The 14,560-nt window shown below is 33.4% G+C and carries 14 protein-coding genes; all 14 read left to right on the top strand.

Annotated elements, in window-relative coordinates:
• Position 1 precedes the first annotated feature (1 nt).
• The 14 genes from DTUR_RS04955 (at position 2) to groES (ending at position 14,535) form a co-directional block, all read left to right on the top strand.
• Positions 2 to 2,185, top strand: a complete 2,184-nt coding sequence (locus tag DTUR_RS04955; RefSeq protein WP_012583335.1) for a RelA/SpoT family protein — start codon at positions 2 to 4, stop codon at positions 2,183 to 2,185.
• A complete protein-coding gene (gene dtd / locus DTUR_RS04950) occupies positions 2,182 to 2,652 on the top strand; it encodes a D-aminoacyl-tRNA deacylase (protein ID WP_012583334.1) in 471 nt (156 codons plus the stop codon). Before DTUR_RS04955 ends, dtd begins: the two co-directional genes overlap by 4 nt.
• A complete protein-coding gene (gene hisS, locus DTUR_RS04945) occupies positions 2,649 to 3,884 on the top strand; it encodes a histidine--tRNA ligase (RefSeq protein ID WP_012583333.1) in 1,236 nt (411 codons plus the stop codon). Before dtd ends, hisS begins: the two co-directional genes overlap by 4 nt.
• 51 nt (positions 3,885 to 3,935) lie before the next feature.
• Positions 3,936 to 5,714 carry an aspartate--tRNA ligase gene (gene aspS, locus DTUR_RS04940; RefSeq protein ID WP_012583332.1) on the top strand — a complete coding sequence of 593 codons (1,779 nt, stop codon included), beginning with the start codon at positions 3,936 to 3,938 and terminating at the stop codon, positions 5,712 to 5,714.
• Complete coding sequence (locus DTUR_RS04935; RefSeq protein WP_012583331.1) at positions 5,715 to 6,938, top strand: NAD(P)-dependent malic enzyme; 1,224 nt, start codon at positions 5,715 to 5,717, stop codon at positions 6,936 to 6,938.
• Between the two features lies 1 nt (position 6,939).
• Positions 6,940 to 8,238, top strand: a complete 1,299-nt coding sequence (locus tag DTUR_RS04930; protein ID WP_012583330.1) for an adenylosuccinate synthase — start codon at positions 6,940 to 6,942, stop codon at positions 8,236 to 8,238.
• A 1-nt stretch (position 8,239) separates the two neighbouring features.
• Positions 8,240 to 8,710, top strand: coding sequence for a tRNA (adenosine(37)-N6)-threonylcarbamoyltransferase complex ATPase subunit type 1 TsaE (tsaE, locus tag DTUR_RS04925; RefSeq protein WP_012583329.1), 471 nt, complete (start codon positions 8,240 to 8,242; stop codon positions 8,708 to 8,710).
• On the top strand, positions 8,692 to 9,390 hold the full coding sequence (gene tsaB, locus DTUR_RS04920) for a tRNA (adenosine(37)-N6)-threonylcarbamoyltransferase complex dimerization subunit type 1 TsaB (RefSeq protein ID WP_012583328.1): 699 nt from the start codon (positions 8,692 to 8,694) through the stop codon (positions 9,388 to 9,390). The genes tsaE and tsaB overlap by 19 nt, the downstream gene beginning before the upstream one ends.
• A complete protein-coding gene (rimI, locus tag DTUR_RS04915) occupies positions 9,365 to 9,838 on the top strand; it encodes a ribosomal protein S18-alanine N-acetyltransferase (RefSeq protein WP_012583327.1) in 474 nt (157 codons plus the stop codon). The genes tsaB and rimI overlap by 26 nt, the downstream gene beginning before the upstream one ends.
• A gap of 9 nt (positions 9,839 to 9,847) precedes the next feature.
• Complete coding sequence (gene tsaD, locus DTUR_RS04910) at positions 9,848 to 10,852, top strand: tRNA (adenosine(37)-N6)-threonylcarbamoyltransferase complex transferase subunit TsaD (protein ID WP_012583326.1); 1,005 nt, start codon at positions 9,848 to 9,850, stop codon at positions 10,850 to 10,852.
• On the top strand, positions 10,849 to 11,871 hold the full coding sequence (locus tag DTUR_RS04905) for a lysylphosphatidylglycerol synthase transmembrane domain-containing protein (RefSeq protein ID WP_012583325.1): 1,023 nt from the start codon (positions 10,849 to 10,851) through the stop codon (positions 11,869 to 11,871). Before tsaD ends, DTUR_RS04905 begins: the two co-directional genes overlap by 4 nt.
• Before the next feature lie 12 nt (positions 11,872 to 11,883).
• A complete protein-coding gene (locus tag DTUR_RS04900; protein WP_012583324.1) occupies positions 11,884 to 12,921 on the top strand; it encodes a glycosyltransferase family 4 protein in 1,038 nt (345 codons plus the stop codon).
• Positions 12,918 to 14,084, top strand: coding sequence for a glycosyltransferase family 4 protein (locus DTUR_RS04895; protein ID WP_012583323.1), 1,167 nt, complete (start codon positions 12,918 to 12,920; stop codon positions 14,082 to 14,084). Before DTUR_RS04900 ends, DTUR_RS04895 begins: the two co-directional genes overlap by 4 nt.
• Positions 14,085 to 14,244: 160 nt before the next feature.
• Positions 14,245 to 14,535 carry a co-chaperone GroES gene (gene groES / locus DTUR_RS04890; RefSeq protein ID WP_012583322.1) on the top strand — a complete coding sequence of 97 codons (291 nt, stop codon included), beginning with the start codon at positions 14,245 to 14,247 and terminating at the stop codon, positions 14,533 to 14,535.
• Positions 14,536 to 14,560 lie beyond the last annotated feature (25 nt).

Here is a 14,560-nt window from a genome sequence, read left to right as displayed (position 1 = left end):
TATGAAAGATGCAACCATTCTATTACAAGAGTTATTAGAGCAAGGTAAAGAAAAGTATTCTTCTGAAAATCTGAAGAGAGCCTTTATTTTTGCTGAAAATGCCCACAAAGGACAAGTAAGGAAATCTGGTGAACCTTATATTACTCATCCTGTTGAGGTGGCTAAGATCTTAATGAATTTAGGCATGGAAGAAACTGTGGTTATTGCTGGACTTCTTCATGACGTTCTTGAAGATACTAATGTAACAAAAGAAGAGATTGAAAAAGAATTTGGAAAAGATGTACTCTCTTTGGTTGAAGCCATAACTAAGTTAGAAAAGCTAAGTTTCTATCCTACAGAAGCCTATAGAGCACAAAATTTGAGAAAAATGTTCATAGCAATGGCAAAAGATATAAGAGTAATAATAATAAAACTTGCTGACAGACTTCACAATATGCAAACTCTCCAATATCATGAAGAGGAAAAACAAAAAAGAATTGCAAAAGAAACCTTGGAAATATATGCTCCCCTCGCTCATAGGCTTGGAGTTTGGGATATAAAATGGCGATTGGAAGATCTGGCTTTTAGATACTTAGAACCTGAAAAATATCATTACGTAGCTAAAAAAGTAGCAGAGACCAGAAAAGAAAGGGAAAAATTCATCGAGAAAGCCATTGAGATAATAAAAGAAGAATTGAAAAAAGCAGGTATTAATGCAGAAGTAACAGGCAGAGCTAAACATCTATATAGTATTTATCAAAAAATGCTAAGAAGAGGAATTGAAATAGAAGAGATGTATGATCTCTTAGGAGTAAGGGTAATTGTTAACTCGGAAAAGGAATGCTATGAAGTATTAGGTATAATTCATAACCTTTGGAAGCCTGTTCCTGGAAGATTTAAAGATTACATTGCTAATAAAAAATCAAACAATTACCAATCTTTACATACAACAGTGATCGCCATGGACGGAAAACCATTAGAAGTACAAATAAGGACGTGGGAAATGCACCGAATAGCAGAATATGGTATAGCAGCTCATTGGCTCTATAAAGAAGAAATTAAAAAGCCTGATTCTTTTGAAGAAAAATTATCATGGTTAAGACAACTCCTTGAATGGCAAAAAGAATTAACCGATGATCAAGAGTTTTTAGAGTCCATAAAAAGTGATCTCTTTGAGAGGGAGATTTATGTTTTTACTCCTAAAGGAGATGTAATTGCTCTTCCTCAAGGTTCTACACCTATTGACTTTGCATATGCCATACATACTGAAGTTGGTCATCGATGCCGAGGTGCAAAAGTAAACGGAAGAATAGTTCCTTTGAACTATATTCTTCAAAATGGGGATATTGTAGAGATAATTACAAGCAAAGAAGAGGGTAAACCAAGTAGAGATTGGCTTAATATTGTAAAAACAACTCAAGCTAAAAATAAAATCAAACAATATTTTAAAAAGATTGCTAGAGAAGAAACTATAGAAAAGGCTAAAGAACTTTTGGAAAATGAAATAAAAAGAAACGAAGACTGGTTAAAGGAGTTTCTCCAAAAGACAGAGATAAGCCTAAATGATTTAATTGAACACTCCTTAGGAAAAAGCTTTTTAGCTGAGAGTGGATTTAAAGAGACGGAATCTTTTTTGCTAAGCATTGGCACAGGAGATATTACTCCTCAGCAATTCATAGAAAGATTTCGAAGAGAATATAAAAAGGAAATTGTAGTAACCATATCCCCTGAAGAAAAGAAGGAACAATTGGTAGAAGGAATAGAGATTTCAGGACTGGACAATATAATGATGAGAATTGCTGAATGCTGTCATCCAATTCCAGGAGATAAAGTAATAGGATATATCTCCAAAGGAAGAGGGATTGTTATCCATAGAACCGATTGTCCTAACCTGATAAACCTAAAAAAGACTCATCCTGAGAAAATTGTCCCTATAGAATGGCAAAAAATTAAAGGAGGAAAATATAAAACTGGGATAGAAATAGAGGCCATAGACAGGGTAGGACTACTTAAAGATCTTATTGAAAGAGTTTCTCAAGCAAGAATTAACATACTAGATTTAGCAACTAAAGTAGGAAAGGATGGAATAGCAAGAATAAAACTCATTGTGGAGATTGACAACCCTCCTGCCTTTTATTATCTTATGGAAGAGATTAAGAAATTATCTGATATTATTTCGGTAAAAAGATTACAAGAATTCCGATGAGAGCAGTAATACAAAGGGTAAAAAAGGCATCGGTAAAAGTAAACGGAGAACTTATAAGCCAAATCTCACAAGGTTTACTTATCTTTCTTGGAATAAGTAAGAAAGATAAGGAAGAGGATATAAAAATTCTTGCAGATAAAATAGCTGATTTGAGAATTTTTTCCGATGAGAATGGAAAAATGAACCTAAGTATAAAAGAGGTTAATGGAGACATTCTTGTAGTATCCCAATTTACCCTATTTGCTGACTGCAGAAGAGGGAAAAGACCAGATTTTACAGACGCTGCCGATAAAGAGAAAGCTCTTGACTATTATAAAAAATTTGTAGCATATCTAAAAAACAAGAGTGAAAAAGTAGAAGAAGGCATATTCCAAGCATACATGGAAGTAGAGCTAATAAATGATGGACCTGTTACTATTATCCTTGACACTGAAGATCTTAAAAAACCGAGGAGGAGAAAAGAATGAGTATAGGACTTCCAAGAGGCGTACAAGATATACTTCCCGATGAAATACCTTTTTGGCATCTTATTGAAAATATCGCAAGGAGTTTATTTGAAAAATACAATTATGAAGAAATAAGAACTCCTATATTTGAATTCACAGAACTTTTTGTAAAAGGAACAGGTGAAACTACAGATATAGTAATGAAAGAAATGTACACTTTTCAAGATAAAAAAGGAAGATCTTTAACCTTGAGACCTGAAGGAACACCTGGGGTCATTAGAGCATATCTTATGAATAAAATTTATACAACAAAACCAATATGGAAAGTCTATTACATAGGACCTATGTTCAGATATGAAAGACCTCAATCAGGAAGATACAGACAATTTCACCAGTTAGGAGTTGAAGTCTTAGGAAGAAAAGACCCTTACATCGACTTTGAGGTTATAAGTTTAGCAGTAGAAATTCTAAAGAGCTTAAAACTTGAAAATTTAGAAATCGAGATAAACTCTTTGGGGTGTCTCAAATGCAGACCAGCTTATAGGGAAGCTCTTAAAAACTATTTTTACCAATACAAGGATCTTCTATCTCCTATAGATCAGGAAAGATTGGAAAGAAATCCTTTAAGAATCTTAGATTCAAAGGATGAAAAAATTATTCCTCTCAAAGAGAACGCTCCACAACCCCTTGATTTTCTGTGTAATGATTGTAAAGACCACTTTGACAAAGTACTTAGATACCTCCAAGAAGCAAGCTTAAATTTTAAGATAAGTCCAAAATTAGTAAGAGGTCTCGATTATTACACTCGAACAGTATTTGAGATAACCACTACATCTCTTGGAGCTCAAAATGCTGTGGTAGGCGGAGGAAGATATGATAACTTAGTGGAAACTTATGGTGGACCATCAACCCCAGGACTTGGTTTTGCTTTAGGTATGGAGAGACTAATTCTTCTTATAAAGCAACAAGACAAAATCAAGATAGAAAAACCCTCTCTTTTCTTCTTAGCAATTGAGAATGAAAAATATATTAAAAAAGCTGTGGAAATTTCAAAAATTCTTCGCATAAATCACAGAGTTGAGATAGGCTCTCCTAATGAACCTTTAAGAACTCAACTTAAGTGGGCAGATAAACTGAATTCTGACTATGTCATTTTTATAAACCAAATGATAGAAAAAGATATCTTAAGAATTAAAAATTTTAAAACAGGAGAAGAAAAAGAAATTAGAATAGAGAATCTTAAAGAATTATAAACTCTCGTGTTATAATTACGAAGAATTTCCAAAAAGAAAGGTGGGCTTACTTTGAGGAGGACTCATTATTGCGGAGAGCTTAATGCTAAAAATATAGGAGAAAAAGTATATTTAAGTGGTTGGGTGCACAGAATAAGACATCATGGGGGACTAATTTTTATTGACCTAAGAGATCGCAGTGGAATCGTTCAGTTAGTTTTTGATCCTTCTATATCCAAAGAAAGTTATGATATAGCAGATACAGTAGGTAATGAATGGGTCATATCAGTGGAAGGAAAGGTAAGAAAGAGACCAGAAGGAATGGAAAACCCAAAAATACCAACAGGAGAGATCGAAATTGAGGTAGAAAAAATAAAAATAGAAAACACTGCAAAGCCTTTACCATTTAATTTGTGGACAAACAAGGAAATAGATGAAATAGTAAGACTTAAATATAGGTACTTAGATCTTAGAAGAGATAAAATGCAATCAAACATAATATTTAGACACAATTTTATCCTATCCATTAGAAACTTCTTAGCTAAAAATGGATTTATAGAAATTGAAACACCTTACCTTATAGTGAGTACTCCAGAAGGAGCAAGAGATTTCATAATTCCAAGCAGACTTCAACCAGGAAAATTTTATGCCCTTCCCCAATCCCCTCAACTATTTAAACAAATTCTTATGGTTGCAGGGTTTGATAGATATTTCCAAATTGCTCGATGCTTTAGAGATGAAGATCTAAGAGCTGATAGACAACCAGAGTTTACTCAACTTGACATGGAGATGTCTTTTATAGAAGTGGAAGATGTATTTACTATAATAGAAGAGCTTTTTAAAACCGTACTAAAGGAAGTAATGAATATAGAGATAAATACTCCATTTCCAAGACTTTCTTACGAAGATGCAATGAACACTTACGGAAGTGATAAACCAGACTTAAGATATGATTTAAAGATAGTGGATGTTACCAATATTTTAAAAGATCTTCCTTTGGAATTTATCCGATCTACCATTGAAAAAGATGGTGTAATAAAAGGAATCGTACTTAAAAATATAGTGCCTTCAAGAAGAGAGTGGTCTATTATTGAAAATAAAGTTAGAGAATTAAAAGGAAAAGGTATTATGTGGTTTACATATGCCGATGGAGAACTGAAATCTTCCATAAGTAAATATTTAGATGAAAACATCAAGGATAAATTAATTAAGAATCTCAATCTTAAATCAGGAGATTCTTTCTTCTGCATAGCAGGCACTTGGAAAGATGTGGTCAAAATTCTTGGAATCTTGAGACTGGAAGTAGCAGAACTTTTTAATATGGAAAAGAAAGAGGGACTTTTCTTTCTATGGATTACTGATTTCCCACTATTTGAATATGATGAGGAAGAAAGAAGAATTGTTGCAGAACACCATCCCTTTACATCTCCAAAAGATGAAGATATACCCCTATTAGATACTAATCCATTAAAGGTAAAAGCTAAATGTTATGATTTAGTACTAAATGGAACAGAACTTGGAAGTGGGAGTATAAGAATACATAAAAAAGAAATACAGGAAAAAGTATTTAATATTTTAGGCATAACCCCGGAGGATGCTAAAAAGAAGTTCGGATTTTTACTTGAAGCTTTTGAGTATGGAGCACCACCCCATGGAGGAATTGCATTGGGTATTGATAGAATCATAGCTATACTGACCAACTCTAATTCTCTAAGAGAGGTTATAGCCTTCCCTAAGACTCAAAGTGGAACTTGTTTACTTACTGGTGCCCCATCAGAGGTTGATCCTAAGCAATTAGAAGAAGTCCATATAAAGGTAGTTTACCCTGAGGAGAAGAAAGAGGAGGATTAGATGAATATTTATCAGGAATCTATTGAGCTTCATAGAAAACATAAAGGGAAAATAAAAATAGATTCAAAAATCGCCTTAAAGAATAAGTATGATCTTTCCTTAGCATATACTCCTGGAGTTGCAGGGGTTTCCGAAGAGATATACAAAAACAACGATGAAGTCTACAATCTAACCATTAAAGCAAACACTGTTGCAGTAATTAGTGATGGATCTGCAGTATTAGGATTAGGAAATATAGGGCCCTTAAGCGCCATACCAGTTATGGAAGGAAAAGCTTTACTTTTTAAAAGATTTGCTAATATAGATGCTTTCCCTATATGCTTGAATACCCAAGATCCAGAGAAGATTATTGAGATAACCTATATGATAGCCCCAATATTTGGGGGAATTAATTTAGAGGATATTGCTGCCCCTAAATGTTTTATAATAGAAGAGAGATTAAAAAAAATCTTAGATATCCCTGTGTTTCATGATGATCAACATGGTACTGCAATCGTAGTCTATGCTGCATTAATAAATGCTTTAAAACTTGTAAACAAAAAAATTCATGAGGTAAAAATAGTAATACTAGGAGCAGGAGCCGCTGGTATCGCTATAACTAAGCTTCTCCTGAGAGAAGGTGCTAAAAATATTAGGATCCTTGATAGAAATGGAATCATTTACCCTGGAAGAAAAGAAAATATGAATGAAATAAAAGAGGAGATAGCTCGTACAATTAATCCCGAAGGAGAAAAAGGTGAACTAAAAGACGCTTTAAAAGGAGCCGATGTATTTATAGGAGTTTCTCAGGCAAATCTCTTTCCCCCCGAATACATAAGATTGATGAACAAAGATCCTATAATTTTCGCGATGGCAAATCCTATTCCTGAAATTATGCCTGAAGAGGCAAAAAAAGAGGGAGTAAAAATAATAGGTACTGGAAGATCTGATTATCCCAATCAAATAAATAACTTACTTGCTTTTCCAGGAGTCTTTAGAGGAGCTTTTACCGTTAGAGCTAAAGAAATAAACGATGAAATGAAAGTTGCTGCTGCAAAAGCTATTGCTTCTTTAGTAGAAGAACCACAAGAGGATTATCTTATACCTTCCCCTCTTGATGAAAGAGTGGTTCCTGCAGTTTCTTTTTCTGTAGCTAAGGCAGCTATAGAAACAAAAGTAGCAAAAATTTTTAAGGATGATAATAAAATAATAGAGGATATAAAACAAGCTTTAGGAGGCGAATAGAATGACCAATGAAAAAACCCTTGTGGTAATAGGTGCTCAATGGGGAGATGAAGGAAAAGGAAAAATTATAGATCTCCTATCTCAGAATGCTGAAGTAGTGGTAAGATTTAATGGAGGAAATAACGCAGGACATACTGTAATCGTAGATGGCAAAACTTATAGATTTCGTCTTCTTCCCTCAGGTATCATATCTCCAAAAACTTTGAATGTGATAGCTACAGGAGTGATTATAAACCTTAATGGGCTTTTGGAAGAAATTGAAGAAGCAGAAAAAAATGGATTATTGATAAAAAATTTATATATAAGTGATAGATCTCCTTTAGTTCTTCCTTATCATATACTCTTAGATAAGTTTTACGAGGAAAAAAGAGGAAACAAAAAGATAGGAACCACAGCAAGAGGAATTGGCCCTGCCTATACGGATCACTTCTCAAGAGATACTTTACATGTAGGAGATCTTTTTGATAAAGAAGTCTTCAAAGAAAAATTAAATTATATTTATTCTTTAAAAAAAGCTACTCTCTCTTCTGATTTTCAACTGCCCCCCTTTGAGGAAGTTTACAACTCTCAATTAAACACTTTCGAAAAACTCATGGAAAAGGGAGTTACTATTACGGATACATCAAAATTAATTTATGATCACATAAAAGCAGGTAAAAAAATACTTTTTGAAGGTGCACAAGGAACCTTATTAGATATAAACTTTGGAACTTATCCTTTCGTAACCTCATCCTTTACTATCTCCGGTGGAGTTTGTGTTGGGGCTGGGATACCACCTCAAAGCATAAACAAAGTTATAGGCGTTATAAAGGCATATACATCAAGGGTTGGCGAGGGTCCATTTCCCAGCGAAATAAAAGATGAGCTTGCTGAAATTATAAGAGAAAAAGGACAAGAATATGGCACAGTAACAAGAAGACCAAGAAGAGTAGGATGGCTTGATTTTGTAGCATTAAGATATGCAAAAAGAATTAACGGTTTTACAGAGCTTGCAATAACTAAGCTTGACGTTCTGAGTGGATTGGAAAAATTGAAATTTGTGGTAGCTTATAAATACAAAGGAAGAATTATTGATGAATTTCCATCATCTCTAAATATTCTTGAAAAATGTGAACCCATAACTGAAGAAATTTCTGGTTGGAAACAGTCTTTGAAAAACATAAAAAATTATAATGATCTTCCTGAAAATGTAATAAAATATAAAGAAAGAATTGAAAAAGAACTTGAAACAAAAATTACCATAATAGGTACAGGACCTGCAAGGGACGAAATAATATTGCTAAAAGATCCTTGGGAATAATATGGAAGTTTTAAGCAAAAGTCCTTTAGAAACTAAAGAGTTAGGTAAAGCCTTAGGAAATCTTTTAAATCCAGGGAATATATTAGCTCTTATAGGAGATTTGGGAAGTGGAAAAACTACTTTTGTGCAAGGAATTTCTCAGGCCCTTCATATAACCATACCTGTGAATAGTCCTTCTTTTTTAATAATAAAAGAATACAAGGGAAAACATAGAATGCTACATATAGATGTATATAGATTAAAGATTCCAGAAAGAGAGTTAGAAAACATAGGTTTTGAAGAATACTTGAACAGTGATTTTATAATAGTGATAGAATGGGCTGACAAAATAAGAGGACTACTTCCTAAAGAACGGATGGAAATTACTTTTGAACACGTAGATTTTAATGAAAGACTAATCAAATTTAAGCCTTACGGAGAAAAATATGAAAATCTACTTTTGGAATTGAAAAAATGTTTATCCTTGGAATAAACACTGCCTTTGAAAAAAGTAATATAATACTATGGAAAGATAACAAATTATATGAGCTGTTCTATTCTACAGATTCTAAGACTTATGGGGAGACTCTAACAATAAATATAAAAACTTTGCTTGACTTATCAGGATGGAAGTTAGAAGATATTGATCTCTACACTATAATAACAGGTCCTGGATCCTTCACTGGACTTAGAATTGGAATAGTTACAGTAAAAACTCTTGCTCAAATATTCAAAAAACCTATAATAGGAATTTCTTACTTAGAATGTTTAGCCTACCAAACACCCTTTTTAGGTATGAAGGTACCCATAATGCCTGCAAGAAGGGGAGAGATACATGCAGGCTTTTATAATGCCAAAAATGAAAGAATCTATAATGAAGGAATTTTCTCATATCAAGACTTTATAAATCTACTCAGTACTCTCAAGAAGGAACCTGTAATAATTATAGGAAAAATACCAGACGATCTTAAATTTTTAATCCCTGAAGATATTATAATCTCCTCTGAACATCAAAATTCTCCACGGGGAGAAGCCATCATCTATCTCTCACTTGAAAAATATAAAAAGGGAGATACGTTAGATTACTTGAATCTTCTTCCAGATTATAGGCAAAAATCCAGTGCTGAAATTAATTGGGAGAGGAGAAATGCAAGACCAGAAAGAGAGCAATGAACTCTCAGTTGAAATAAGACCTATGAAATTTGAAGATATTGATCAAGTAGATGAGATCAATAAACTTTCCTTCTCTAATCCTTGGAGTCGGGAAAGTTTTGAAAGAGAGCTCTCCTCAAATAGAATTGCTCATTATTTTGTAGCAATTCATGAAAACAAAATAATAGGATTTGTTGGACTTTGGATAATCTTTCAAGAAGCTCAAATAACCACCATAGCTGTACATCCTAATTATAGAGGAAGAAAAGTTGGAGAAAAGCTCCTTGATTTTATCATAGATTATTGTCAAAAAAACTTAGTCAAAAATATAATTTTAGAAGTTAGAGTTTCCAATACTATTGCCCAAAATTTATATTACAAAAAAGGATTTAAAAAAGTTGGCGTAAGAAAATGGTATTATAAAGATGGGGAAGATGCTTTGGTTATGGTCAAAAAATTAACATTATAAGGTGAAAGAATGATTACTATTGGTATTGAAACTTCTTGTGATGAGACCAGTGTAAGCTTATTAGAAGATGGGAACAAAATACTGAGTAATTTAGTTTCGTCTCAAGTAGAAATACATAAAACTTTTGGAGGAGTAGTACCTGAAGTTGCTTCAAGGATTCATGTAGAAGTATTAAATAGACTTATAGAACTTGCTTTAGAAAAGGCAAAAAAAGAATTCACAGATATAGACTTGATTGCAGTAACCCAGGGACCTGGTCTTATTGGAGCATTATGGATTGGAATAATGGCAGCAAAAACCTTGTCTCTTGCCTTAAATAAGCCTCTAATTGGAGTTAACCATCTTGAAGGACACATTTTTGCAAACTTTTTAGGAGAAGACCCTCCTACTTTTCCTTTTATTGCTTTAATAGTTTCTGGTGGACACACCGAATATATCCTTGTGGAGGATATTGGAGTTTACAAAATCCTTGGACAAACCCTTGATGATGCAGCAGGAGAAGCTTTCGATAAGGTAGCAAGAATATTAGGTCTTAATTATCCAGGAGGACCAGAAATTGATAAAATATCAAAGATGGGAAAACCCATATTTAATTTTCCAAAAATAAAATGTGATAGGGAATTAGATATAAGTTTTAGCGGAATAAAAACCGCAGTACTATATCTTGTAAGAGACTTGAAGAAAGAAGGTAAAGAAATACCTGTTGCAGACATAGCAGCCTCTTTTCAAGAAAGGGTCGTCGAGGAACTATTAGAGAGAGCCTTCTTAGCTTTAAATAAATTTAATATTAAAACCTTAGTAGTCTCAGGAGGCGTAGCTTCTAATAGTTATCTTCAAAGAAGATTTAAAGAAGAAAGCCGAAAAGAAGGTATAAAATTGTACATCCCACCACCTTATCTTTGCACCGATAATGGCGCTATGATTGCTTGTGCGGGATACCATCTTTACCAAAAGGGTTATAAAAGTGATCTTTATCTTTCAGCAAATCCTGATCTCTTATTGGGAGAAAGATGAAAGACTTAAGCAGTACCATAAAATCAGGTTTAAAAATATCACTAATCATAACTACTATTGTGTTTGTTGTAATCCTTTTTATAACCACAGACTCAAGAACTTGGGAAGCCCTTAAGTCTATAAATGGAAAATACTTAATATATGTTATTTTGCTTAACACACTAAGCTGGATATTGTCTGGAATTAGATATAGCATCTTAATTAGAGGTATAGAAGGGGTTAATTTAAATCTCATAGAAGCTTTACAAATTCATTTGTCTTATTATTTTGCATCAAGTATTACTCCAACCTCTGCAGGTGGAGAGCCTTTAGAGATTTATCTCCTCTCCAAGAAAAATATAAAAATTGGCCAGGCTACTGCTCTAAGCTTGTTCAGATATGTAATAAACACCCTTACTTTTGCTATTGCTTCCCCTTTAATAATTTATTTCTACTCATATCTCTTCCCCCAAAACATAGTTCGAAAATTAGTCCAGTACAGTGCTATCCTTTTCTTACTAGTGGTTGGGGGTTTTCTTTTTGCACTTTTCAAACCAAGACCCATAATTAGGTTGGTCTCTTATATATTAATAAAACTAAGAAGAATACCGTTCCTAAAAAGAATCCATCCCTTTAAGATATTAAGGGTTGTAAACAAGACTGTGAGAGATTTTCATAATACCTTATGGTTCTTCTTAAAAGAGAAAAAGCTCACAATCTTAGGATTTTTCTTTTTTAATCTCCTCTCTTGGATTACCTATTTTCTTATTGCCCCTGTACTTATGTCTGCATTTAACCTTAAAGTTAATTATCTTTCTGTAGTCTTAGTACAAATTCCAATCTTTTTCATGATGTTCTACGTACCATCTCCTGGGGGAAGTGGGGCTATAGAAATTTTGATATCTCTTGGCTTTGCTCCGTTTGTACCCAAATATATCTTAGGTATATTTATAATTCTTTGGAGAACTCTTACCCACTATTTAACCCTCCTTGCAGGAGCAATTGTTTTAGTATATATTTTAGGTGTCAAAAATTGGTAATTGGGGTGAATTATGGAAAAGAAAATAAAAGTTAATTTAATCTTCAAGCCGGGAATTCCCTCATCAAGAGAAAAGGGCGGTGGAGATCAAACAGCCTGTAAAATGCTATATGAAGCCCTTAAAAGGAGAAATGACATAGAAGTTTATTATAATGGAACGTTAAAAGAAGGACCATATGATATACTTCATTTTCACTCCTTAGGAGATATTTTTTTCAGATATGTAAAGCAAAGTAACAAGAGTAAAATTGTTTTTACAGCCCATGTAATAGCTGATACGATGCTTGGTAGTGCCATCCTTGCTGAAAAATGGAAATCTATCTTTGCTCAATATCTTCTTCTATTTTACAATCAAGCAGACGTTGTTATCGCTGTTTCCCCTTTGGAGGTAGAAAAACTAAAAGAGATGGGAGTTAAAACCGAAATCGTATTTATCCCTAATGGCATAGACTTAAGCATGTTTAAAAAAGATGAAGATCTAAGAAGAGAAATGAGGAAAAAATTTAATTTATCTGACGAGGATATAGTTTTGTTAAGTGTAGGACACATTATAAAGAGGAAGGGTTTTGATACCTTTGTTAAAGCAGCGGAGTCTCTTCCCCAATATAAATTCCTATGGGTTGGAGGTGTTCCATTTTCTTTCCTTAGTGGTGGATACGCAGAGATAAAAAAGATTTTAAAAAATCCTCCATCAAATTTAATCCTCCCTGGTCCATCCCCCCACGAAGAACTAAACAAATTTTATAACATGGCGGATATCTTTTTCTTTCCCTCGAGACAAGAAAACTTCAGTATAGCTGTCTTAGAGGCTTCTGCGGTTGGTCTTCCTTTACTTCTAAGAGACCTTGAGGAATACAAAGCACCTTTAGCTCCGAATTATATCCCTTGGAACGAAAATGATGTGATCAAAAAAATAGTTCAGCTTGCAGAAAATAAAGATTTAAGAGAAGAATATTCAAAAAGAGCAGTGGTTATAGCAGAAACCTATAATATAGAAAAAACTACAGAAGCTACAGTAAATTTGTATAAAAAACTTTTAGGGGTGTCATGAAAATAGCCTTTTTTACTAATAATTATCTTCCCAACACAGGAGGAGCGGCAATAGCAGTAGAAAGTTATAGAGATGCTCTCGAAAAACTGGGCCATGAAGTATACATTTTCGCTCCTAAGTATCCTCCTTGGTTCCCTAAATATAAAGACAATGTCAGCGAAAGAATTTGGAGATTTCCATCTTTTGCCATAAAGTTTATTACCCCTCAACCTATTCCTATATATTTTGCTTTTTTAGTGGAAGATTTTTTTAAGAAACAAAAATTTGATATTGTACATTCTCACCATCCCTTTGTAATAGGAAAAACAGCCCTCAAACTTGCAAAGAAATATCATATACCTATAGTTTTTACCCATCATACTCAATATCACAAATATGTCCACTATATACCATTAGTTCCAGAAAAAATCTCAGCAAAAATTGCCATTAAAGAAAGTGTCAAATATGCAAATCAAGTAGATTTAGTCATAGCTCCCACAAAGGAAATAAAAGACATGATAATAAATTTTGGAGTAAAGACAAGAATTGAAATATTGCCTACAGGAATTGATCTTTCCATGTGGGAGGAACCTATTCAAGAAGAGTTTCTTAGAAATTTTCCATGGAAGGAAAAAAGAATTCTACTCTATGCAGGAAGACTTGCAAAGGAAAAAAACATAGAATTTATATTTACTTCCTTAGAAAAGCTACTTAAGAAAAGAGAGGACATAATTCTTCTTGTAGTAGGAGATGGTGATGAAAGAAAAAACTTAGAAAATTTAGTCAAGAGGCTGAATTTAGAAGATAAAATAGTATTTATGGGATGGCATCCCAGAGAAGAATTAGTAAACTTCTATAAAATAGCTGAAATTTTTGTCTTTGCATCCACCACAGAGACCCAGGGACTTGTTACATTAGAAGCTATGGCTGGAGGTTGTGCAATAGTAGCAATAAAAGCCCCAGGTTCTATGAGTCTAATAGAAGATGGAAAGGAGGGATTTCTTGTAAAAGAGGATCCAGAAGAGTTTGCAAATAAAGTAGAACTCTTATTAAATAATCGAAATCTTTTAGCTACAATGCAAAACAATGCAAAAATCAAAGCAAGAGAATTCTCCATAGATAAAAGTGCTATGAAATTAGTAGAATTTTACAAAGAATTGGCAAAAATTAAAGAAAAACAATGATATTTTAGGATATTGTCAATTTTTTTTGGATATTCTCCATTTTTTGCTTATTTTCATTCATTGAACCCAAATTAAAAATTAATATATATTATTTTTTGGTTTTAGCACTCACCTGGTTAGATTGCTAACAAAAAAAATTTGCGAAAGGAGGTTGGGAAAAGTGAAATTGCGTCCTATTGGTGATCGTGTGGTGGTTAAAGTGATTGAGCAAGAGGAAAAAACAAAGGGAGGTATTGTATTACCCGACACTGCAAAAGAAAAACCCCAACAAGGAAGAGTAATTGCCGTAGGGACTGGTAGAATCCTCGATAACGGACAAAAAGTACCATTGGAGATCAAAGAGGGAGACAGAGTAATATTTGCTAAGTATGCAGGTACAGAAGTAAAGATTGAAGGTGAAGAATATCTTATCCTCAGTGAAAGAGATATCTTAGCTGTTATTGAAGAATAAAAAATCTTAGGAAAAGGAGGGATAA

Source organism: Dictyoglomus turgidum DSM 6724 (assembly GCF_000021645.1).
GTDB lineage: Bacteria > Dictyoglomota > Dictyoglomia > Dictyoglomales > Dictyoglomaceae > Dictyoglomus > Dictyoglomus turgidum.
The sequence above is the reverse complement of the archived record's forward strand: the minus strand, read 5'-3'. Positions and strand labels throughout refer to the sequence as shown.

Excerpts from the sequence above, each read along its gene's own strand:
- DTUR_RS04935 (WP_012583331.1), top strand. The coding sequence starts at position 5,715 with ATGAATATTTATCAGGAATCTATTGAGCTTCATAGAAAACATAAAGGG.
- dtd (WP_012583334.1), top strand. The coding sequence starts at position 2,182 with ATGAGAGCAGTAATACAAAGGGTAAAAAAGGCATCGGTAAAAGTAAAC.
- tsaB (WP_012583328.1), top strand. The coding sequence starts at position 8,692 with ATGTTTATCCTTGGAATAAACACTGCCTTTGAAAAAAGTAATATAATA.
- DTUR_RS04955 (WP_012583335.1), top strand. The coding sequence starts at position 2 with ATGAAAGATGCAACCATTCTATTACAAGAGTTATTAGAGCAAGGTAAA.
- tsaD (WP_012583326.1), top strand. The coding sequence starts at position 9,848 with ATGATTACTATTGGTATTGAAACTTCTTGTGATGAGACCAGTGTAAGC.
- DTUR_RS04905 (WP_012583325.1), top strand. The coding sequence starts at position 10,849 with ATGAAAGACTTAAGCAGTACCATAAAATCAGGTTTAAAAATATCACTA.
- hisS (WP_012583333.1), top strand. The coding sequence starts at position 2,649 with ATGAGTATAGGACTTCCAAGAGGCGTACAAGATATACTTCCCGATGAA.
- rimI (WP_012583327.1), top strand. The coding sequence starts at position 9,365 with ATGCAAGACCAGAAAGAGAGCAATGAACTCTCAGTTGAAATAAGACCT.
- DTUR_RS04895 (WP_012583323.1), top strand. The coding sequence starts at position 12,918 with ATGAAAATAGCCTTTTTTACTAATAATTATCTTCCCAACACAGGAGGA.
- tsaE (WP_012583329.1), top strand. The coding sequence starts at position 8,240 with ATGGAAGTTTTAAGCAAAAGTCCTTTAGAAACTAAAGAGTTAGGTAAA.
- DTUR_RS04900 (WP_012583324.1), top strand. The coding sequence starts at position 11,884 with ATGGAAAAGAAAATAAAAGTTAATTTAATCTTCAAGCCGGGAATTCCC.
- DTUR_RS04930 (WP_012583330.1), top strand. The coding sequence starts at position 6,940 with ATGACCAATGAAAAAACCCTTGTGGTAATAGGTGCTCAATGGGGAGAT.